Source organism: Dyadobacter jejuensis (genome assembly GCF_003149085.1).
Taxonomy (GTDB): Bacteria; Bacteroidota; Bacteroidia; order Cytophagales; family Spirosomataceae; genus Dyadobacter; species Dyadobacter jejuensis.
This window is the reverse complement of sequence record NZ_QGDT01000001.1, coordinates 645,322-666,715: the sequence shown is the minus strand read 5'-3', so window position 1 is coordinate 666,715 and position 21,394 is coordinate 645,322. Positions and strand designations below refer to the sequence as shown.

Genomic DNA, 21,394 nt, shown 5'->3' with positions numbered 1-21,394 from the left:
TTAAATAGATTCTTTTAGTTGATCGTAAATTTTAAAGTATTCTGCTCGCATATATTTCCAATCAAAGTTCTGAGCATATTCCAGACACCTTTTAGACAAAGCCCCATACCGTTCTTCGTCAACAATCGCCAAGGCTGGAAGTATATCAGAAGGTTTAGAGAATATAATTCCAACCCCATATGCATCGACTATTTCCTTAAAAATTGGGATGTTGCTACAGACTACCGGCATCGCCTTGGCTAAACTATCTTTAAAAGTTCCTGCCCCGTTGGTATATGCTTCCGGATAAGGCAAAAGCATATAATCATGCGAATCCACTAATTCATTTATTTCTTCCTCACTCAAAAACTTGTCAATAACCGTCAAATTCCTTCGTTTTGGAAGGGAGTGAAGGCGTGTGTCAACGACCTTTCCTGCAATGGTAATATTTAGTGATTCGGTAGCTGGATCAGAGAGAAACTCAAAAATACCCTTATCTTCTCTTATTTGACCATATATTAAGAATTTGGGATTTGAAATATCTCTTTCGGCTCGAGGTACTAAAGTTTCTGGCAAGGGAGTGGGATATTGAATCACAGCCACTTGTTTTTCATAGCCCGGTCCCACTATTTCACAGATTCGTTGACGATGACATTGGTAATGCGTCACAATAAAGGCATCGTGCTTAACGGCTTTTTTGAGGGCTGTCTCCAGCAGCCATCTTTGAAAGCTTGAAAGCTGATTATTCAACCAACTCGAGAAATGCAAACGATCACTTGAATGTATGGTAATAACAAGGGTTTTATCTCGTAAAAGTGCAGCCGAACACAGTAGAAAGGACAACGGTTCAAATTCTATAAAATGAATCACGTCAAAATCCTGTTTCCCCAAGAATTTATAAACCCGAAAAGAGTCCCAGAACCGTCCTTTTATTTTGGTCCAAATAGTAAGCGGTTTGTCCGCATCAAAGCTTGATGGAATCCATGTGGATCGAGGATAAGTTTCCTTGTCATTCGAAGCATATAAGGAGTAATGATCCCAATCCATTAGATTCTCAAAATACTGTCGATAATGCCCTTTCCAAGACAAATATTGTTGGACTACGACTAATTTTTTACGCATTAAACTGTTGGGAATTAAAAATAATCTGGTGGTCTTTATTTAAATTTTCATTTGCCATGGCCTCCAAGCACCGTAGCAATGGTATGAAATATAATTTTTATATCCAGCATCAAGGAGCAATTCTCTATGTACAGTATATCATATTTCATACGTTCTACCATTTGAGTTACATTTTCAGCATAGCCGTATTTGACCATCCCCCAAGAGGTAAGCCCTGGGCGGACCTTATGTAGATAACGATACTCAGGCTGCGATTTTGAAATAATATCTATAAAATGCTGCCTTTCAGGCCGAGGCCCAACCAGACTCATATCCCCTTTCAAAACGTTAAAAAATTGAGGAAGCTCATCAATACGATATTTCCTCATCACCCTCCCCCATTTAGTGATTCGAGGATCCCCATCGCTAGAAAGAGATGGCCCCAATGCCTCTGCATTGACTACCATAGACCTAAACTTTAAAATATTAAATTTCTTGCCGTACAACCCTACCCGTTCTTGCCTATAAACGATCGGACCTGGCGAAGACATCAACACCTTAATGGAGGCAAACAAATAGATAGGTGATAAGACGACTAAAGCGAAAAGAGAACCTGCAATATCTAACATGCGTTTACTTACCTTCTGCCATCCTGGCATCAGTGATGGGGCAATATGTATAAATAAGGAATCATCGTATATATCCGTGATCCTTACCGAACCCGATATAATATCGTAAAGGTCTGGTAGAATCTTTATGTAAACTTGTCTGTAGCTAACTTGAAGTAATATTTTCTTTAAAGAACTGTGCTCATCACTGTCCACAGCGACAATGATCTCCTCTATCTTATATTTATCAATAATTGCCTCTAGTTCATTTATGTTTCCGAGCTTTGGCAAATAACCACTCATACCGTTGGAGCTTTCAAGCGACGAATAAACGAAGCCCACAAAGCGATTTCCGTACGATTTTTTTGAAGATTTTATTTTTTTAAAGAGATTTATCGCATTCTCATTTCCTCCAATAATAAGTGTATTAAAAAGAACTTTACCTGAAACAACATTATGATGAATCATACTCAAGTAAAGCATCCGTACTAGAAGCGTAAGAGAAGTATGAACTAGTGCATATTTCCATAAAATCCCTTTAAAATATGCAAAATCCAATGCGTCGTTAGAGAAAGCGATCCAAGCTATAATGAAGGTGCCGATCAGACAGGCTCCCAAAGTCCTCTTGATTTCTACTATTCGAGCCTTTTTGTATAGATCAAAGTACGTTCCAGACAAGTAGTACAAAAAACACCAGCCAAAGGGCACCACTACAAGCCCTAAAAATACATCGGGCCACCCGAGATAAGCCATACTCCAAAAAAAGTCCTTTTGAAGTAACCCGAACCTATATACATAGAAGAATACCCATGTAGCTACCGCCACCATACCATCTAAAAAAAGAAGGGTAAATATGGCACCAATGCGGCTTGGAATTGTAAATGATGATTTCAACGAGAAATAGGACAACAAAAAATTCAGAATAGAATTAGCATCCTTAAATGCTGCTGGCTTATCAGCTATCTGATGGTGTGCATCTGAATCTAAGTACTTATATGACATATTCAGTAGAGTGTGGTGTATATGACCCAAAGATAAAGAACAGTTTTTAGAACAACAAATGACCGAGCATCTCCCAATTCTCCAATTTCACTCCTTTATTTTTTGAACAAAACATAAGCTAAACAATATGAAATTAGGTAAGTAACCTATCCCATTGCGTTACAGTAAAGCCTCAACTATTATAATAGACCTAAACCAAAATATAAGGTTACAAAACAATTGTAGGCAATAATTAGCCGAAAACTAATTCTCTCACCTATGGTTATATTAATTTCGTGGCTATTGCCTCCATTGTATACAAACTCTATAATTTACTTTGTTTCAGTTACTTGACCTTACAATTCTTATACCGTTCATGATTACGTAGTGCTGACCGTCATTTCATTGTATCTGAGCATCTACTCAGGATACAACAATTGGCTGCCCTAAATCACCCTCTAGGGCCCTGCCAACAAAGGACATATCTTGTGAAATATATACCAGCAATAATAGCACTATACCCAGAAAAGAATCACCCTTCCAGCAAGCTGGTAATTACTTAAAAGGTACAATCCAAGGACCATGCAAGCTCCGCAGAGGCTTTACCAATACCAACTTCAATATTAAATCGAAAAGAAACCTTTTTTTACCAGACCCATATACAATAATAAAATAAGAAGCCGTAGTATACAGGCAAGGGCAAAAGAAGCATTGTTTGGGTATGGCTGATTCTACCTTTGAGTTCCCTCCCTTGTCGTTTCTTTCCACGCAGGACCTTTCCCACGAATATAGCGTCCGAACCATAACTTACTGTCGACTCATTGGACGAATGATACCCCCTCAAAAATTGTAGTCACCCTACGAAACACAGAAGAAAGCTCCGTCAATTTCGGTCCTGTACTACTAACCCCACAATACATTTTCAATTAAAAGCTTCCATACCATCGTATTGGCAAACCGAACACCAAACCATTAAGTTATTAAGGATTAAATGACCGTACAGCGACCAAGTACCACTCCTAAACCGTAATTATGACGTATTTCTTTTCATACTGAGGGAAGGGTACTCAATCTGCAAATAAGTAAAAAATCAACGGAATGGCCTAGTAGTCGAAATTGGACTACTTAATACTTAGAAAAAGCTCGTCAAACAAAGAATTATCCACCTCCATTATTAGTAATATCTAAAAAATCAGGGTTATTGAAATCGAAAAAGTATTGCCTATATTTGAAAAAGAAAGCATGTTCAACAGGAGAACTGAAAAGAAATTACCTTACCGATAGATACGTACTGGTACTCATATTTCACCCATTAATTAAAATCCCCTGAAGACTGTAAGCTATTGTTTTAATAAAATTATAGATGAAAACACACTATTTCTTTTGTACTTTACTGTCGGTATTTATCAGTTTCCAAGCATTATGTCAAAACTTAGTTCCTAATATTTATGATAAAGCGGACTCTTCGTTCGCCAGTGTTGAAATATACGGTCTCAGTTCTTCCAACAATATCACGCCTTTCTGGCTTCACGCCAACCAATATGGTATCATTCCTAAAGATTCGCCTACTGGTGCACTAAAGGTGAGCATTCAGAAATTTTGGCCAGCCGCTTCGACTACCAACGAGCCCCGAAAGTTTAGAGTGGGTATTGGAGCGGAAGTAGTGGGAAATAGGAGTCAAAACAATGAAATACTGCTACCCCAAGCCTATGTTGCCATGCGCTATAAAGGATGGGAACTATCCGTAGGACGAAAGAAACAAAACGTTGGATTGGCAGACTCTACCTTAGGAATGGGCTCTTATGCCTGGTCCGGAAATGCGATGCCTCTTCCTAAAATACAACTTGGAACAATGGGATTTATTGATGTTCCATTTACGAAAGGGTGGCTGGCATTTAATGCCTTCTATTCCGATGGTTTTTTTGAAAAAAACCGCCCCTATACTTCTGACCTCCTCTTCCATCAAAAAGCCTTATACCTGAGAATTGGCAACCAAAATAGCCGCCTTAAACTGATTGGTGGTATAAACCACCAAGTCCAATGGAGCGGGTATTCTCCCTATGAAACTATCAATGGCAAAATGCCCAGTGGAATCAAGAATTATTTTAGAGCGGTTACCGGGAAATTGTATCCAGTAGGCGAAGAACTTACCCCCTTTGACTATGAAAATAGAGTAGGGAACCATTTGGGTACTATTGATTTTGGACTTCAATACTTAGGATTTAATTACCACTGGTTCTTTTATAGACAAAATATTTACGAAGACGGCTCTCTTTTTACTTTAAACAATTTGGCAGATGGACTTAATGGGGTTACCATTAAAAAACAAAATTCATACGGGTCAAATTTTGAGATTAATCAGATTACCCTTGAGTATTTATACACTAAAAGCCAAGGCGGAAGCCAATGGGATAGGACTATTATTTTAGGTCGCGACAACTATTTCAATCATGCCCAAGTAAGAGACGGCTATTCTTATTTCAATAGAACCATTGGAACCCCCTTTATTCCCCCAAGCAGCGATACAGAGTGGCGGTGGCCAGCCTACTGGTTTACTGCTAATAACAGGGTGGCGGCATTACATTTGGGTCTTCAGGGATCGGTTTTCCAGAAGGTTTTATGGATGAGCAAACTTTCTGTTTCCAATAATTCAGGTATATACGACGTACCCTTCGAAGGTAATCCCAAACAATTCTCTGGAATCCTCTCTTTGCAAACTCATCTGAGCATACTTGGAGGAAGCACACTGAAGGGCTCTGTTGCCGCCGATATGGGCGATTTGTACCGAAAATCAGTCGGGTTTTCTCTTGGTCTGCGCAAAGACTTTAACCTGTAGTCATTGCCTAAAGTCCGGCCCTGATGTTGGCTGCAATAGTCGCTAATTCTTCCGGGCTGGTCTTGATCTTTTGGCTAAAATCCGCATCCTTCATGCTATTGAGCGGAATCAAATGCACGTGGGCGTGGGGGACTTCGAGCCCAATCACACTCATCCCGATCCGGTTACATGGCACGGCTTGCTCTAGGGCAGGTACAATACTGCGGGCAAAGAGCATTAGCCGTAAGTACTCTTCCTGATCCAGATCGAAGATATAGTCTACCTCTCGCTTGGGGATGACCAATGTATGGCCTTTGGCGATGGGAAAGGCGTCGAGAAAGGCTAAGAACTCGTCATTTTCCGCAATTTTATGACTTGGGATCTCCCCATTTACTATTTTAGAAAATATAGAGGCCATGGTGTTTAGCAGTTTTTTAGCTTTAGAAAAGCTCAATTTTAAACATTATTTAATCAAATCGAAAGCTAAAAGTAACTAATATTGCAATTGAAACTTTTAACTAATCTAATATGAAATTGATGAATTTCCGTGCCTTGGGTAAAGCCACCCTCGTAGCACTCTTCGCCTTAGGCATTTCTGGTACCGAAGCATTCGCCCAAAAAGGAAAATGGGTAACTTTATTTGATGGAACAAGTCTAGATGGATGGCATAGCTGGAAGGAAGACAAGGTCCTTCCTAAATGGAAGATTGAAGACGGTGCGCTAACCCTCACCGAAAAAGGAGGTAAAGACCTGGTAACCGACAAAGAATATGGCGATTTTATCCTGGAGCTGGAATGGAAGATCAGCGAAGGAGGTAACAGCGGTATCATCTTCCATGTTACTGAAGAAGCCAAATATTGCTGCCCCTACTCTACTGGCCCCGAAATTCAGATCCTCGACGACGAGCGTCATGCAGACTCTAAAGCGGGAAAAAATGGAAATCATAAGGCCGGATCGCTTTACGACATGATTCCAGCCTCCGATTTCAGTGCAGTAAAGCCTGCAGGTGAATGGAACAAGGCCAAGGTCATTATCAAAAAAGGCAAAGGCGAAAGCTGGTTGAATGGTAAGAAAATTGTAACCTTCCCAGTTAATGGACCCGAGTGGGACAAATTGGTGGCCAACAGCAAGTTTAAAACTTGGGATGGTTTTGGCGTGCCTCAAAAAGGGAAGATTGCCCTACAGGACCATGGCGACAAGGTTTCGTTCCGCAATATCCGTATCAAAGAGCTTTAGTCAGCCAGTTCTAAGCGGAGACTTTTAGACCAATATTGACGACTATAAACGCGCTGATAAGGCCAGTTTTTTAGTCGTAACAGGAGCGGCAGATAAGCGTGAGGCTCTTTCGATGTTCGGCTGTGGTAATACAGGTCGTCGTCGGTAAGGGCCATTGCCTTATAGGCCGCTCCTTCTTTGATGGTAAGATCGCCAAATGGCAACTCAGTACTGAGGCTGTCGTGTCCGGCCACCAACTTCTCTTTCAATAGCCAGTCGGAACGATGTGCCTTAACCACAGCCTGGTCGGGCTTAAATTTCCCCTCGCTCACCGACAAGGCAAACTGCATATAGGCTTTCAGTAACTTAGGCCCCTCATTGGAGGCGGTGTCGGTACGGAGCTGGTCGGGCCACAGACTCGACACAAAGAATATCTTCTCTTTAGCCCTGGTAACGGCCACATTCAGGCGGTTCTCTCCACCTTGCATGTTTAAGCTTCCAAATTGCATCGATAATTTCCCTTTCTCGTCGGGGGCATACCCCATCGAAAAGATAATAATATCCCGTTCATCGCCCTGAACATTCTCAATATTCTTCACAAATAGCCCATTGGCCTCAATATGTCCGGCTTCTAGGCGCTCTTGGATACACTGTTGTTGATAGAAATTGAAGGTCACCACGCCGATGGATTTTCCAGTAGCGGCAAGGCTCGACACGATATCGGCCACCAAGTCGGCCTCTACCAAATTAGCATTTTGCACCCATATACCATCCGTTTTTAGATAGGTAATGCCTGGCTCTATGGCATTGATATGCTTAAAATCGGGAAGCAGTTTCAGTTTTTGATTATAAAAATGACGGTTTGAAAAAGCGATCAGGTCCAAAGACAGGCTCCGATAGTGGCCCGTTAAGGCATATTGCTCCAAGGACTGCGCCGCCAGGCCCAGCAAGGAGTCGACTTCCAAGGCGGGCTCATATTCGTCGGTATCGTCTTGCTCCTCATAGCGCACCCGATACAGGTCACTAGGAGCCAGCTGCATGGCGTCGCCGGCTACCACCACTTGCTTACCGCGGGCTGCCGCAGGCAGGCCAAACTCGGCATAGCATTGCGATGCCTCATCGAATATTACCAGGTCAAAAAGATCGTCGGCCAGAGGGAACATGGCCGATACCGACTCGGGCGATGCCAGCCAACAGGGAATCAAATTGAAAATTTCCTCCGAATACCCTTCCAACAGCTTGCGAACAGGCCAGATCTTCCGCTTTTTAGAAACTTGGTGGTCCAGCTCCCGGTAGGTCACCCTGTTGCCTAGGCGGTTGTTTTCTACATCCTTATAGGTATGCTCTCGAACCCTGATTCCTACGATGTCCCGGGCCAACCGCTGCCTTTCGGTAACGGCCCTTTGCAGCTCTTCTTCTAGGAACTGCATCTTTTGAGAGGATACCGTCCGAAGTATCGGCGTCAGCTGCTCGATATGCTCTATCCAGGCCAGCTGCAGACTATTGATCCATGCAGCCAACACTTCTGTTGATTTGAGGGTGGTATCGGTTTCGGCAAAGGTCATACAATCGATCGCTGCCCGGCGCTCAGTGTCCCCCATGGCCGCAAAGGACTGGTCCATCTCACAGATAGCATCGAAGTCCACCTCCAAAGCCTCCCTCAGCCGCTGGCTATAGGCTTCTGGCTCATGCAACAACACCCTGCACTGGGTAAAGGACAAATACTGCCCCATTTCTTCTTCGAGTTCTTGCCATCTTTCTAGCCAAGCTCTAAAGCGATAAAGATGGTTATGAAAATCGGCTATAGTGTTTGCGCGCGTAGACAGACCCGTTAATAACGAGGACCAGTCGGAACTGGTCACCTCTTGTACGGCCTCCATGGCACGCTCCGCTTGTGCAAAAAAGGCTTGATAGCCAGATGCTTCATTCCTAGCCTCCTGCTCCTGATAACCCAATAGTGGATCTTGCAGCCATTGCTCGAGTTGTAGCCGGTTATGCAGCTTCCGTTCTAACAGCAACAGTTCCTCTAAGCTGGTCCCCAGCCCTTCCTGAAGTGCAAAGCCTGTCACAAGTTTAGTATTCTTATTAAACCAATCGTAGATCTTACCCGACACCGCCGACTCCTTAGCGCGGATGGCCTCGGTGAGTACCGATTGGCAAATGCCCAGATCCTCTACATCTATATGCAGCGCTATCCCATCTTCGACCAAAAAACCATCGAATTCATCGCGAATCTGACGAATGAAAGCCATTCTATGGCCCACCAAGTCTGGGCTACGGAGATAAGTCTGGTACAGCTGCCATATGCCTGCTTCATCTACCCAGCCGGCGAGCTCAGTCAATGTCTCCCGGTGCAGGCTGGGTTGCTCCAAGTAACGATGCGTAAAAGTTTGGCCAGTAAGGCTTTCAAATTCCTGCCGGAGGGTATCCAAAGCCTGCGGCCAACTTTTCAGGATGCCTTCCATAGCCCGTAAGTCGGCCAAGCCATGATGCGTAAACGGTAGCCGGTCGTGCCAGGGATGTGGAAACCTTAGCCGCAGCGCATAGGTCAAATAGCGCCCCATGGCACGCTCAAATTCACTACGCATATCGAAACGAAAATTCCGATAATAGCCCGACACGTCGAAATGTGGAGCCTCTGGATCGCTATTCAGATACAACTCCTTTACCGAAACGCCAGCTACCTGCTCGTCGTAGAGTGCCTGCTTAAAAGCATCTAAGTCGCGTAGAGTTCTGTCGATGAGCCTGCTCTCTTGAATAAACTGTCGCTCCAAAAACACCGCGTCCAGCGAATAATTTTGCTTCCTATAGGCCTCCACCTGCTCTATCTGTCGCTTTAGCTGCCCATAGAGTTGTGAACGGTCGTTTTTAAAATCGTGAATCAGCCCTACAAATTGGTCCATGCCAATCCCCCCAAGCCGTTCATAGACCACATCTAAGGCTGCTCGCTTCTGACACACGACCAGTACTTTTTTGCCCTGGGCTATAAAATCGGACACCAGGTTGCATATGAGCTGAGACTTACCACTGCCCGGAGGGCCTTGTACCACCACCGAATGCCCACGCTTCACCTGCAGGATAATTTCCTCCTGGGACTCGTCGACGGGAAAGGGCGTTAGGATCTCTTCTTCTTTGATCTCTCTATGGAGGGTATCGTCGGGTTCCACGTACTCATCTTCCTCTTGCGGCAGCAGCACCGACTGAAAGTCGCCTCCCTCCTCCGCCAGCAATTGCTGATAATCGGGCACCAGATACGACCCAGCCTGAGGGAATATACCTAAAACGGCCTCTGGCATCAGCTTGAGTTCCCCATTACGCTCCAGCAACTTCAGATCGGTACTTTTTAGGGCTTCAAAGGGTTTCAGTATATTCTCGAAGAGCTCCTGATTGAAGTTAATCTTCAAGGCGGTATCTTTTAGCCACTCATAAAGCTCCGTACGAAAGGCAAGGGCATCGGTAGAAAAATCCTCGAAAGACTTATCGAGGATGTCGTCCGACACTTGGGCCTCATTAAAATAAGCATATGCCAAAGCCATACTCCGATTGAGTATCACCCGGCTGTCGCCCCTTTCTGTCAGGCACCATTGTTCCTTTTCGGTGGTTAGGGTTACCGGAAAAAACAGCAAGGGGCCATGAATGGGTGTGCCATCGGCCAACTTCCCCTTCAAAAAAGGATAGCCGACATATAAATCCTGGGTACCGCGCTCGTCGGCCACAAACTTTTCGGTACGGCTAATCTTCCTCAAGCGCTTGCTCAATACATTCACCTTTTCCATTCGAGGATCCTGTACATCGCAAAGTGGGATCGTCTTTTTCCCGGCTATCAGCTGAACAATCAACTCAAAGGCAGGTTTCTGCAAGACAAAATCGGTAGCCTGTAAATCTAAAAATTGCTCACCAGGCAGGCTGGTGAGCAATAGTGACTTATTTCGGGTACTCAAATTGGTCAATCTTTTTAAATATGCCTTGAGAATCTGCTGCATATGAGGCCTTCTATTCGATAGCTTGATAAATTAATAAAAATGACGATTAGGCCGGAACCTCCTCTTCTTTAGTTTTCTTTTCGGGAATCAACACCGATGCCAATATACTAACGACCAGTATTCCCAAAATAATGTACAAGGAATAGACGGTCTTAAAGCCTAAAGCCTCTAGCTGGTGATGGGCCAACATCTTACTACCGATAAATACCAACAATACCCCGAGTCCGTATTTTAAGAAACGGAATAGTCCCATGATATTACTTAAGAAAAAGAACATGGATCTCAAGCCCATAATCGCAAATATATTAGAGAAAAACACCACGTAGGGGTCCTTGGTCACCGAAAATACCGCAGGAACGGAGTCAACTGCAAATATTAAATCGGTAAATTCTACGATTAAAACGACTACGAATAATGGGGTCAACATCCATTTGCCCCCCTTCAATACGAAGAAATGCTCCCTCACATAACGGGGATAAACGGGGAAATACTTGGAAGTAAACTTCACCACCGGGTGCTTGGCAGGCTCTATCTTCTCATCTTCACCCCCTTCAAAGAATATTTTACCACCTTGATATACCAGCAACAGGCCGAAGATATAGATGATCCAGTCGAAGCGTTGCATGAGGGCTGAACCCAAGAAAATAAACAAGAAACGCATGACGATAGCGCCTAAAACGCCCCAAAAAAGCACCTTTTTGAAGTATTTGGGCCGAACGCCAAATGACGAAAATATTAGGATAATGACGAAAATATTGTCGATCGATAAGGCATACTCTAGCAAATAGCCCGTAATAAATTCTAGGGACATATTGCGCCGGTATACTTCCACACTAGCCTCAAAATTACCCGGAATAAGCGTAAGATGGGGGGCGTATTTATCCTTGACTGCTACCAACTCCTCATAGGTGCTCATGCCGTGGATCAGATCCCCATGGGTATTGATCACTACATAAAACACGAGTGCCAGGGCGATCCAGGCGACCGTCCAAGCGGCCGCTTCTCCGAACTTGACTACGTGGTCCTTCTTGTTGAATACCCCCAAATCGAGGAGGAGCATCACACTGATGACTAAAATAAAACCGCCGAAAAATAGTACTTCGTTGGAGATCATGAAATAGTAATACTTTAGGTAAAGATTAAAACCAATAGATTATCCCATTTTAGCGGGTTCATTTCAAACATTTTCCGCAAAGGTAATCAAAAATAGAAGGGCCCGGCGAAATAAGGATAAACGGTAGGGTACAAAATTCAAGAAGTTGCCATCAGAGCCCCCTCCCCATTACCGACCTATTGAACAATACCAGAAAAAATCGGGCCAGGTGAACTACTGCCACGACAAGGCCCCATTGGAGGCTTGCAAACCAGGCTGAATTAGCCCTAGGTATGGTCTTCGTAGTATCTACGATTATGCTCTTTTGACGGCTAAAAGAGTCATTCCTGCTTCTTCATTCACCAGAACCGCACAAATGACAAAAAAAATCAAAAAAAACCTCCATGGGATCTCATTGATTTACAAAATGTTAAATAATTGTTGTGAAATTTTGAAAAAATATTTGCTACAAACATTTGCGTATGATCACCAGACTATCTACTTTTGCATCACCATAAACGATATGGAAATGCGAAAGTAGCTCAGCTGGTAGAGCGCGACCTTGCCAAGGTCGAGGTCGCGGGTTCGAACCCCGTCTTTCGCTCAGAGATTAAGCACCGGCGACGGTGCTTTTTTTTCTAAGCGACCACAGCCAAGTGCCAAGGCGCATGCCGGGGTGGTGGAACTGGTAGACACGCAGGACTTAAAATCCTGTGAGCCGAAACGCTCGTACGGGTTCGATTCCCGTCCCCGGTACCATCACGGTCAAGGAGTTACGATTTTTTCGTGACTCCTTTTTTTTGTGCCTGTAAAATTTATGCCAAACATTGGATCAAACGATTTTCTTGGGGGGAGAGATTTCACGAAATTATGCATATAACCTGGATAGTCTGAATAGGAAAAATGAGACATCTTTGACCCCACGAGATGTAGCTCTAAAGGCCTTTATTTTAGCACGGACCGTCGCACGGTTGAAGGACCCAGCGGAGGCATTGGTGCTTCGATTGACAAAGAAGTTAAGTATGTCTGCATAATGGGTCTGGATCGATCTAGATTCTGTCCTGAACGACTCTAATCGCTGTGAATCAACCATAGTATTTCCTTGTAGGCTTAATTTGATAAATTTGGACATACAATCGTAAGAGTCTGAATAGAAAAAAGAAACATCTTTTCTCCCTAGGGATTTAGCTCTAATGGGCTTTATTTTAGCACGGACCGTTGCACGGTTGAAGGACTCAGCAGAGGCATTGGTGCTTCGATTGACAAAGAAGTTAAGTATGTCTGCATAATGGGACGGTTATGCGTCAGAAGTAGCTACTTGCAATCTACTAGCAGTACATCCAGTCGTAGGCTGGTGGCGAGAAAGAGCAAATCTGAAGAAGACAGACTCTGAAGCACGTTATTCATTGGTCGTATCACTGGAGACACAAGCAACCGAAGTAGACTTCTACACTCCTGTCTTGACACAGATCACTAACACTATTAGAAGTCAAACTATTACCACCTAACCTCAAAGAACACCGTAGACCCAATACAGGGGCTAGTCTCATTTCAAAAGCTTTCATAGAAAATAGTAATCTTCTTGAAGCAGGAGCTCTCGACCCTGAAATTTTTGTTACCGTAGATTATCCAAATGGCAAGCTAAGATATACCTACGTTCTCCTAAATGGAAATATCGTCACGGCGTAGGTTATGTTTGTCGCAATTACACCATTAGAAGGAAAAGCTCGTCTTCAAATCGGTTACGCCGTACATCCCGAATACCGTGATAACGGACTAGTTAAAAATACGGTGAAGGCAGCAATTGAAGAACTCCAATATGGATTGCGACGAGCAGGAATTACTGCAATTAAAAAACCGTTTTTATCAACCACATGTCACTTCACCCCTTTTACTTTTTTATTGCCATCAAAGCCATTTAAGAACCTATTATGACCCCAACGTACACTTTGACTATCCACAATACCAAGTGATGGATTAGCTTTTTGACCCATTTTTACACGAACCTTTCCTCTCAATTCTTCTAAAAGCAAATCAAACTGTCCTGTATCTGCCCACTTCTTATAATAATACGGGGCTGGCCACCCAGTAAACCAGTTGCCACTTTGGGAAATTTGATGGCAACATACGCCACTGACATCCAGTTTTAACAAGATAAAGAATACCATTCCAAATCTCTCGAAGGCTATGTTTTCGCTTCCTGTCGTCGAATTGTAATGTTTTTTTGATATATTTCCAGCGGGCATCTGATAAGTCAGTTGGGTACATTTTTAAAAGTTTAGTCACTTCAAAGAACGTAACTTTAACTTACTTGTCGATGCCCATATTCATTTTCAATTCTGATTCTTAATCAGGCTCTAATAAAAAACTGGACAAATTGACTAATATTCAATATCAAGCTACTCTGCACTTTTAAGCCTTCGCCATTCAACCGACGAAAGTCTATCGCTTATCCTTAAAAGTGTTTTTTTGACCAATGCAGGATCTGGTAGCTCTCCAAAAACCAAGGTTTTAAAGGGACCATTATATGTAACCATTAATTCCGCCCACACCGTATCGATTTCCGAAAATATTAATGCTTCACGAGGATGGTTGTACAGCCAATCCTTATTGTTTCTAAAGCTCAATTCATCCTCCTGAGCCACCTTATGCAACATTTCATCAAATCCAGAAGATTCGAAAAATGCCGCTATATCTTCCTGACCTAACAGTTGATGGAGATCATAGACATGGCGTATTTTATTGCGCAAATCTAAGATGGGCTTTTCTGTGTAAGAAAAACGAACTAAGCTCATAATCTTTTCACACATGGTTCTTGTCGGAGCCAGTATCGATACTTCAAATGGTAAAAGTCCGTATTCACGAGCTATTTCGGCTTGCCCTTTTTCTGCCATCATTTGGTATATAAAGGAATTGACCTGTGAAAGTACCGCCGGTTCGGAAGAGCCAAGCCAGCTTGATTCCAGTATAACAACATCCCTTGCTGGCCCAAAATCTCCAAGAAAAACCTTTGAATAAGTATGAGCCGTTTTCCGGATCATACCTTTCTTATTGGTTATACCAGGCACTTCCACCTCTGGCAACCACTCTGCAACAGAACTACTGATCTGTTTAAGTCTATCTTTCAATTGATTGGATGACACTCCATGCTGTTTCATCACAACCAAATCTATATCTTCCGAAAACCGATTGATATAGGTAAAGCATTTGGATAATGCAGTTCCACCTTTGAAGATGGTAAACTCTGCTAATGGCCCTTTGAAAATGCGTTCAAGTGCAAGCGTTACCCAATAATCCTTCTCAATATAAATTTCGGGCAAATGCATGTGTTGCGCGGTAATGGTTACCGCGTCGCGAAACAATTCTTCGTTTTCATGCAAATTCATTGAATATTCCATTTCGACACAGAAGCTAATACGTTACTATCAATGCCAAGAACAAACGTAGTGAGAGGATTAAGGCTATTATATAATGGCTGAATATCTATTGTGGTATCTGTCACGGTCAAGATAGCCCCTAACAATGCGCGAACCCGAGGCGGGTATTTTAGCGCAAACCCTATCAGCTCACCGAGTTTTTTCTCATCCAATTGAGATATTTGATTCTTGAAAATCGTTAAGGCGGCTTGGATGTCCATGTCTGGAATTTGTTTCAGATCTTTCATAGCATCTAGCAATCCGAGAATCTGGAAATTACTCTCCGTTACATCCACATAACTCTTTACAGCTGTGGCCTGGATAGTACCCCTGTTTATAAAAATCCGTTTATCCTTGCTAGCTATCTGAATAACAACCGGGATCTGTGTGGTTAGCCCCATTTGATTATAGAGGTAAGTCCCCGTAATATAGGCTGCCCGTTTTCCATTTTGGTATAGATATGGCTTTAACACCTGTTGCTCGTCCGGCAGTTTTTCACCAAAACGTGTCATTTTAGGTTTATAGAAAAGGCCTTTAGATAGCTTTTTCACGATCCCTTTCTTCTGCAAACGCTCAAGAACCTTTGCCGCGGACTGGTACTCTTGCCCAGCAATGGCCAACTGGGCATACCCGAAGCTTATATCTTCTGGCAGCCCTTGTATCTGTTGTGTTATTCTTTGAGTCAAACTGATCATGTCACAAATATAACATGTTGCGCACCTTTTGTCAAGTTTATAGATTCAAAAACTTGACATATAATCGAGAGTATATTCAGTTCTTAAGTAACATTTAACAACAGAATCAAAATTTAACTCCAAAATATCAGCGTATTAATTAAAATCCGCTAACATGTGTATAAAAATCCGCCAGATTCTCAACCTGACTCTTTAACTATTCCTGGAACTTAGATAAGTAAATTTGTCTTTGTGGAGTTGAGCACTCCTGTTGCCAATTTCTGTGCAGACCTTGTTGCCGAAAACTATGACTTGTTTTTTCCTGATTATAATTGAGTAGGTCATTGATAGATAGTTGAAGAATTTTCACTCAAAGCATAAGCAAATCCAATTATTCGGGATCATGCACATTATCATTAACAACAGAATAGTTCGACTTTTTAAATGCAAAATCGTAACTAAAGATCATGCTACGCTCTTTACTGATTATTAATCATATTGCATAATCAACAAATAATCAAGCTAAAAGTAAACAACCCCCTAAATGATGCGCTGAAAAGCCCCTCTAATTACCGCATAAAATGCGTTAAATAATTTGACAGTGCGGTGAATAGATGCTATATTTAACGCATAACTTGCGGTGAAAATATGTATATCTATCAAAATCCCAAGTGGCCTACGTTTAATTGGGAAAATGACGCAATTGTAGAATTGCTAGGATCTGTGCGCCATAAACAGGGGCTACTCTTGGGGCGTATGCAAAACTTAGGGTTTCCGCTTCAGGAAGAAGCTTTATTGCAAACTCTGACTCAAGATGTTCTCAAAACAAGTGAAATTGAAGGTGAACTTCTCAATATAGATCAGGTCAGATCTTCGCTTGCCCGACGCTTAGGGATGGATATAGGAGCCTTGGCTCCGGCAGATCGTCATATTGATGGGGTGGTCGATATGCTTTTAGATGCTACACGGCACTATAATCAACCCTTGTCAGAGGAGCGACTTTTTGGTTGGCACTCTGCCTTATTTCCAACCGGGCGAAGCGGTATGTACAAGATAGCAGTTGGACAATTGCGCAATGAGACTGCGGGCCCTATGCAAGTAGTTTCTGGTGCTATGGGGAGAGAAAAGATACATTTCCAAGCGCCCTCCTCCGAAAAACTTCCGACAGAGATGACTGCGTTTATACAATGGTTTAATGACAGACAAGGCTTAGATCCAGTAATTAAGGCAGCCATTGCTCACTTATGGTTTGTAACTATTCACCCATTTGATGATGGAAACGGCAGGATTGCACGCGCTATCGCTGATTTGCAACTGGCTCGCTCGGATAACTCTGCGCAACGCTTTTATAGTATGTCTGCCCAGATTCAAATAGAACGTAAACACTATTACGACATCTTAGAAAAGACGCAGAAAGGCAATTTGGATATTACAGAATGGCTCATGTGGTTTTTGTCCTGCCTAGATAGAGCGCTTATTGCAACAGATACAACGCTTGATACTGTTTTAGCAAAGGCCAATTATTGGGAATATTTTAGCAATAAAAATATAAGTGAGCGACAAAAACTAATGCTCAATAAATTACTGGATGGATTTGAAGGCAAGCTCAATACATCCAAATGGGCAAAAATCACCAAGGTCTCCACCGATACCGCTTTACGCGATATTCAAAACTTAGTGGATCAAGGTATTTTAGTAAAAGAAGATGCGGGAGGGAGAAGCACGAGTTATGAACTCGTGAAACTTAGTAGGTAAAAAAAATTTCAATTACCTATCACCGGATACAAAATTAGCGTCTTGATCCATTTATAGCTTGATCGTATTCAGCCGACTGCCCAAAAATTATGTCACCCTTTCAGGGTTTTGATTCGCTTGAACTATGCTATTGCTAGAATTATGTCATCCCTTCGGGATTCACGTCAAGATTTTAAGAAATCCGCTCGTTTTCCGCCTATTCCAAGTTGAGAGGCACTAGTTTACCTTGATCCGTTTAAGCCCAAAGCCCTCAGCCCAAAAATCCCCCTATCAGATGATCCTGTCTAAAATGTGATAAGTATTGCTGCTTAACATATGGATACAAAGTAAGCTTGGAGGATGCAGCTATTCGGCTTGGAAGAAATAACTTTGTCCAGTTTTTTAAATAAAAAACTGGACAAAAATGGAATATTTATGTTGATACTGAATCATGAAAACATCTGATTACATACCAGTTACAGTAGATAGGCTACCCAAAGGTTATATATTCACCTATTCCGATTTTATTACCACGGTAAACCAAACAGAAGCGGTCATAAAGGCACTTAACCGGATGGCTGTTTCGGGCAGGATTGCAAAACTGTCCAAAGGGAAATATTACAAACCCCAAGTGACACCTTTTGGCAACCTACTTCCCAACCAGGCCCAGGTCGTTAAAGATTTGTTGGAAAATGATGGTAAGATTACGGGTTATCTCACCGGTTACCGTATATATAACCAGCTCGGACTAACGACACAGATCAGTAACACAATACAAATTGGCAAAAAAGAGATCCGACCTGCGTTTTAACTGGAACGTTACAGAATTTTATTTCTCAATCAAAAAAATACGATCACCAAATGGAACATCATATGAAGCTTCACGAAAACAAAATGCTTTTCCGGCAAGCGATTCAGTTCACTGCAGATCAGATGCAATTACCGGCAATCTAAATTGAAAAAGATTATTGGGTAACCTACGCATTATACGTCATCTTTCACCATGCTATTGGAGAAGATACGATTTTCAAAGTTGGCACCGCATTATCTATCGGACTCCTTTATAACCCATGTTACTTCGCAATATTTGGCTTTGATCCGACATTCACATAAGACTCGCCGTGCTGAACGAACAAACAATTGTTTTGTATAATTTATTTGCTGAGAATTTTAAAGTTTTGACGAAAGATAAAAATACTTATAATTAATATCATATTCATTCGGTAATGCGGTATAAAACCATTATTGCATAATTGGCAAATCCTGGCAAAGTGAGTTATACCAATACATTGCCGGGATTGTTCAAAATCATATCCATACAGTTCTGGCAATAAATGGCATGCCCGATTACATGCATTTATTCTTTGGAATGCGGCCAACCCAGTCCTTGTCAGATTTGATACAGGATATTAAGGGTGATAGCTCCAAGTGGGTTAACCAAAGCCAGCTCACGAAAGGCCAGTTCTCCTAGCAGGAAGGATATGGTGCATTTTCTTACAGTAAATCCGAGGTTTCTGCAATAATAGACTACGTAAAGAACCAAGAGGACCATCATCGTAAACAAACCTTCACAGAGGAGTACCGTTTTCTTTTAGAGGAATATGAGTAACAAAGGTGATCTTTGCATAATTACGGTCATAAAAAACTCGACTGGTCGGATCGGGGAGAGAAGGCGGAAAAGCATGGCCAGTGGAACATATATGAAATCCTTACTGCGTGTAATCGTATCTGAACTCGATTTTCAAACATTTCTTGAATACTAATCCTAATCACACCATTATATTATTCCTATAAGTACCTTTATTATTCTAAGCACCGAGTGGATGCAGACTAATTCATAAAAGCCACGATTAGGTTAATAAAGCACGATGAAAAGATTACTCTCCTTACTGATTACCATGGCCCTTGGTGTTTCTTTTGGTAAAGCTGAAAAGCTTCCGAATATTTTATGGATTACCAGCGAAGATAATAGTGCCTTTTTGGGATGTTATGGCGATCCGTTTGCTACCACTCCCCACCTTGACGCCCTGGCTAAAAAGGGATTTCGATATACGCATGCTTATGCCAATGCGCCCGTATGTGCTCCTACCCGAAACACCATTATTACGGGTGTATATGCCAATTCGGGAGGCAATCAGTATATGAGAAGCACTAATGATAAATCGGAGCAGGTTAAGTTTTTCCCTACTTTACTTCGGGACGCTGGGTATTACTGCACCAATAACAACAAGGAAGACTATAATGTTAACGGTAGCCAAACCAAAAATATCTGGAATGAGTCGGGCAAAAATGCGCATTATAAAAACAGAAAACCTGGACAACCCTTTTTTGCCGTATTTAACTCCACCATATCTCATGAGAGTTCGATTCATAAGCTAAAACCTGAAGCCGAACTACGCCATAATCCAAAAAAAGTGTCGTTACCTCCCTACCATCCGGATACTCCAGCGATGCGTCGGGATTGGGCGCAATATTACGACAAAGTGGAGGATATGGATACCTGGGTGGGGAAGTTGTTGCAGGAACTGGAAGAAAGTGGCGAAGCTGAAAATACTATTGTATTTTATTATGCCGACCACGGCGGTGTGCTGGGGCGAAGCAAAAGATTTGTCTATGAAACGGGGACGCACGTGCCGTTTATCATTCATATTCCCGAAAAATATAAACAGCTTTGGCCCAATGCCCAAACGGGTACTACCGTAGACCGTCTGATTAGTTTTGTCGATTTGGCCCCGACCCTGTTAAGTATTGTCGATCGTCCCATACCAGCTTATTTACAAGGGGTTCCCTTTTTGGGTAGTAAGAAATCGGCGGCCCCCAGGTATGTATTTATGTTTAAAGACCGAATGGATGAGCGTTATGATATGTCTCGAGCCGTGAGGGACAATAAATACAGGTATATTCGTAATTATACCCCTTTTCGGCCCCATGGGCAGCATATCGAATATTTGTGGCGGGCCGCTTCCCTGCGCTCTTGGGAAGAAGAGTTTAAAGCGGGTCGCTTGAACGAAACGCAAGCCGCATTTTGGAAATCCAAGCCTACCGAAGAGCTCTACGATACAGAAAACGACCCCTGGGAAATCAATAATCTGGCCGAAAAACCAGAATACCAAGCTATATTGAAACGACTGCAAAAAGCCAATCGTGACTGGATGCTGCGAATCAAAGATACGGGCTTCATTCCTGAAGCGGAATTAATGGATAGAACGGCTTCGACAACCAGCTATGATTATATGCGTTCCGGCAAATTCGAATTAGAGCCAGTCCTAAATGCGGCGGAATTGGCGACGACACCGAGCGTTAAAAATATTCCAGAATTGACTGCATTGCTACGAGCTGACGACGCAGCGAAACGCTACTGGGGAGCTACTGGGCTACTGATATTGGGCGAAAAGGCGAAACCGGCTATTACCGCCTTGAAAATAGCCGCAAAGGATAAGTCGCCCAATGTGGCAACCGCTGCCTCCGAAGCCTTATACCATTTGGGAGAAAAGGAATTGGCTAGAAAAAGCCTGATAGCCGTGTTGAATTCCCCCAATTCATTTGCAAGAACGCATGCCCTGACAACCCTCGATTATCTTAACGACAGTGCAAAGGAAACCCAGCAGGCCGTCATTGCGATGACCCAGAAATATCTCAAAACCTCGCCGAATGGTTATGATTTAAGAGCTTCACAATGGCTAATTGAAAAATGGGGAATAAATCCAGAAAAATATCAAATTGATTTCAAATTTTGATGGCCTATGTATTATAAGCAAGGTCCCATTTAAGTCAAATTGGTAGTTTTCAAATCCT

The 21,394-nt window shown here is 42.6% G+C and carries 16 protein-coding genes and 2 tRNA genes; 9 read left to right on the top strand and 9 right to left on the bottom strand.

Annotation, left to right across the window (positions count from 1 at the left end; genetic code table 11):
• Both CLV98_RS02795 and CLV98_RS02790 read right to left on the bottom strand, forming a co-directional pair.
• Positions 1-1,101, bottom strand: coding sequence for a glycosyltransferase family 4 protein (locus CLV98_RS02795; protein WP_109672563.1), 1,101 nt, complete (start codon positions 1,099-1,101; stop codon positions 1-3).
• Between the two features lie 47 nt (positions 1,102-1,148).
• Positions 1,149-2,690: a sugar transferase gene (locus CLV98_RS02790; protein ID WP_109672561.1), complete on the bottom strand. Its 1,542-nt coding sequence runs from the start codon at positions 2,688-2,690 to the stop codon at positions 1,149-1,151.
• A 1,342-nt stretch (positions 2,691-4,032) separates the two neighbouring features.
• On the opposite strand from CLV98_RS02790, the gene CLV98_RS02780 reads away from it, so the two are divergent.
• Complete coding sequence (locus CLV98_RS02780) at positions 4,033-5,505, top strand: capsule assembly Wzi family protein (RefSeq protein WP_109672557.1); 1,473 nt, start codon at positions 4,033-4,035, stop codon at positions 5,503-5,505.
• A 7-nt stretch (positions 5,506-5,512) separates the two neighbouring features.
• Here CLV98_RS02780 and CLV98_RS02775 read toward each other — a convergent pair whose 3' ends face one another.
• The gene (locus CLV98_RS02775) at positions 5,513-5,902 is read right to left on the bottom strand and encodes an HIT family protein (RefSeq protein WP_109673047.1); all 390 of its coding nucleotides are present in this window, start codon (positions 5,900-5,902) and stop codon (positions 5,513-5,515) included.
• 110 nt (positions 5,903-6,012) lie between these two features.
• Between CLV98_RS02775 and CLV98_RS02770 the strand changes: the two genes are divergently transcribed.
• Positions 6,013-6,720: a 3-keto-disaccharide hydrolase gene (locus tag CLV98_RS02770; protein ID WP_229203170.1), complete on the top strand. Its 708-nt coding sequence runs from the start codon at positions 6,013-6,015 to the stop codon at positions 6,718-6,720.
• On the opposite strand, the gene CLV98_RS02765 is transcribed toward CLV98_RS02770, so the two are convergent.
• Both CLV98_RS02765 and CLV98_RS02760 read right to left on the bottom strand, forming a co-directional pair.
• The gene (locus CLV98_RS02765; RefSeq protein WP_109672556.1) at positions 6,717-10,682 is read right to left on the bottom strand and encodes an AAA domain-containing protein; all 3,966 of its coding nucleotides are present in this window, start codon (positions 10,680-10,682) and stop codon (positions 6,717-6,719) included. The genes CLV98_RS02770 and CLV98_RS02765 overlap by 4 nt on opposite strands.
• A gap of 46 nt (positions 10,683-10,728) precedes the next feature.
• Positions 10,729-11,796, bottom strand: coding sequence for a TerC/Alx family metal homeostasis membrane protein (locus tag CLV98_RS02760; RefSeq protein WP_109672554.1), 1,068 nt, complete (start codon positions 11,794-11,796; stop codon positions 10,729-10,731).
• Positions 11,797-12,306: 510 nt separating this feature from the next.
• On the opposite strand from CLV98_RS02760, the gene CLV98_RS02755 reads away from it, so the two are divergent.
• Positions 12,307-12,379 (top strand) — tRNA-Gly (locus tag CLV98_RS02755).
• 66 nt (positions 12,380-12,445) lie between these two features.
• A tRNA-Leu gene (locus tag CLV98_RS02750) sits at positions 12,446-12,534 on the top strand.
• A gap of 109 nt (positions 12,535-12,643) precedes the next feature.
• On the opposite strand, the gene CLV98_RS02745 is transcribed toward CLV98_RS02750, so the two are convergent.
• Positions 12,644-12,868 carry a transposase gene (locus CLV98_RS02745; protein WP_109673045.1) on the bottom strand — a complete coding sequence of 75 codons (225 nt, stop codon included), beginning with the start codon at positions 12,866-12,868 and terminating at the stop codon, positions 12,644-12,646.
• A gap of 599 nt (positions 12,869-13,467) precedes the next feature.
• On the opposite strand from CLV98_RS02745, the gene CLV98_RS24110 reads away from it, so the two are divergent.
• Positions 13,468-13,710, top strand: a complete 243-nt coding sequence (locus CLV98_RS24110) for a hypothetical protein (RefSeq protein WP_211319962.1) — start codon at positions 13,468-13,470, stop codon at positions 13,708-13,710.
• A gap of 126 nt (positions 13,711-13,836) precedes the next feature.
• Here CLV98_RS24110 and CLV98_RS24105 read toward each other — a convergent pair whose 3' ends face one another.
• From CLV98_RS24105 to CLV98_RS02730, 3 genes are all read right to left on the bottom strand, one after another.
• Positions 13,837-14,043: a transposase gene (locus CLV98_RS24105; RefSeq protein WP_211319961.1), complete on the bottom strand. Its 207-nt coding sequence runs from the start codon at positions 14,041-14,043 to the stop codon at positions 13,837-13,839.
• 131 nt (positions 14,044-14,174) lie between these two features.
• Entirely contained in the window at positions 14,175-15,161 is a 987-nt protein-coding gene (locus CLV98_RS02735) for a nucleotidyl transferase AbiEii/AbiGii toxin family protein (RefSeq protein ID WP_109673044.1), read from the bottom strand.
• Entirely contained in the window at positions 15,158-15,886 is a 729-nt protein-coding gene (locus CLV98_RS02730; RefSeq protein ID WP_109672552.1) for a DUF6088 family protein, read from the bottom strand. Before CLV98_RS02730 ends, CLV98_RS02735 begins: the two co-directional genes overlap by 4 nt.
• A 627-nt stretch (positions 15,887-16,513) precedes the next feature.
• Between CLV98_RS02730 and CLV98_RS02725 the strand changes: the two genes are divergently transcribed.
• The 4 genes from CLV98_RS02725 (at position 16,514) to CLV98_RS02710 (ending at position 21,336) form a co-directional block, all read left to right on the top strand.
• Positions 16,514-17,620 carry a Fic family protein gene (locus CLV98_RS02725; protein WP_109672550.1) on the top strand — a complete coding sequence of 369 codons (1,107 nt, stop codon included), beginning with the start codon at positions 16,514-16,516 and terminating at the stop codon, positions 17,618-17,620.
• A 430-nt stretch (positions 17,621-18,050) separates the two neighbouring features.
• Positions 18,051-18,410 carry a DUF6088 family protein gene (locus CLV98_RS02720; RefSeq protein WP_211319960.1) on the top strand — a complete coding sequence of 120 codons (360 nt, stop codon included), beginning with the start codon at positions 18,051-18,053 and terminating at the stop codon, positions 18,408-18,410.
• Between the two features lie 438 nt (positions 18,411-18,848).
• Positions 18,849-19,070 carry a transposase gene (locus tag CLV98_RS23705; protein WP_211319969.1) on the top strand — a complete coding sequence of 74 codons (222 nt, stop codon included), beginning with the start codon at positions 18,849-18,851 and terminating at the stop codon, positions 19,068-19,070.
• 397 nt (positions 19,071-19,467) lie between these two features.
• Positions 19,468-21,336 (top strand): sulfatase-like hydrolase/transferase, encoded by a 1,869-nt coding sequence (locus CLV98_RS02710; RefSeq protein WP_229203168.1) that lies wholly within the window; start codon positions 19,468-19,470, stop codon positions 21,334-21,336.
• Positions 21,337-21,394: the final 58 nt, after the last annotated feature.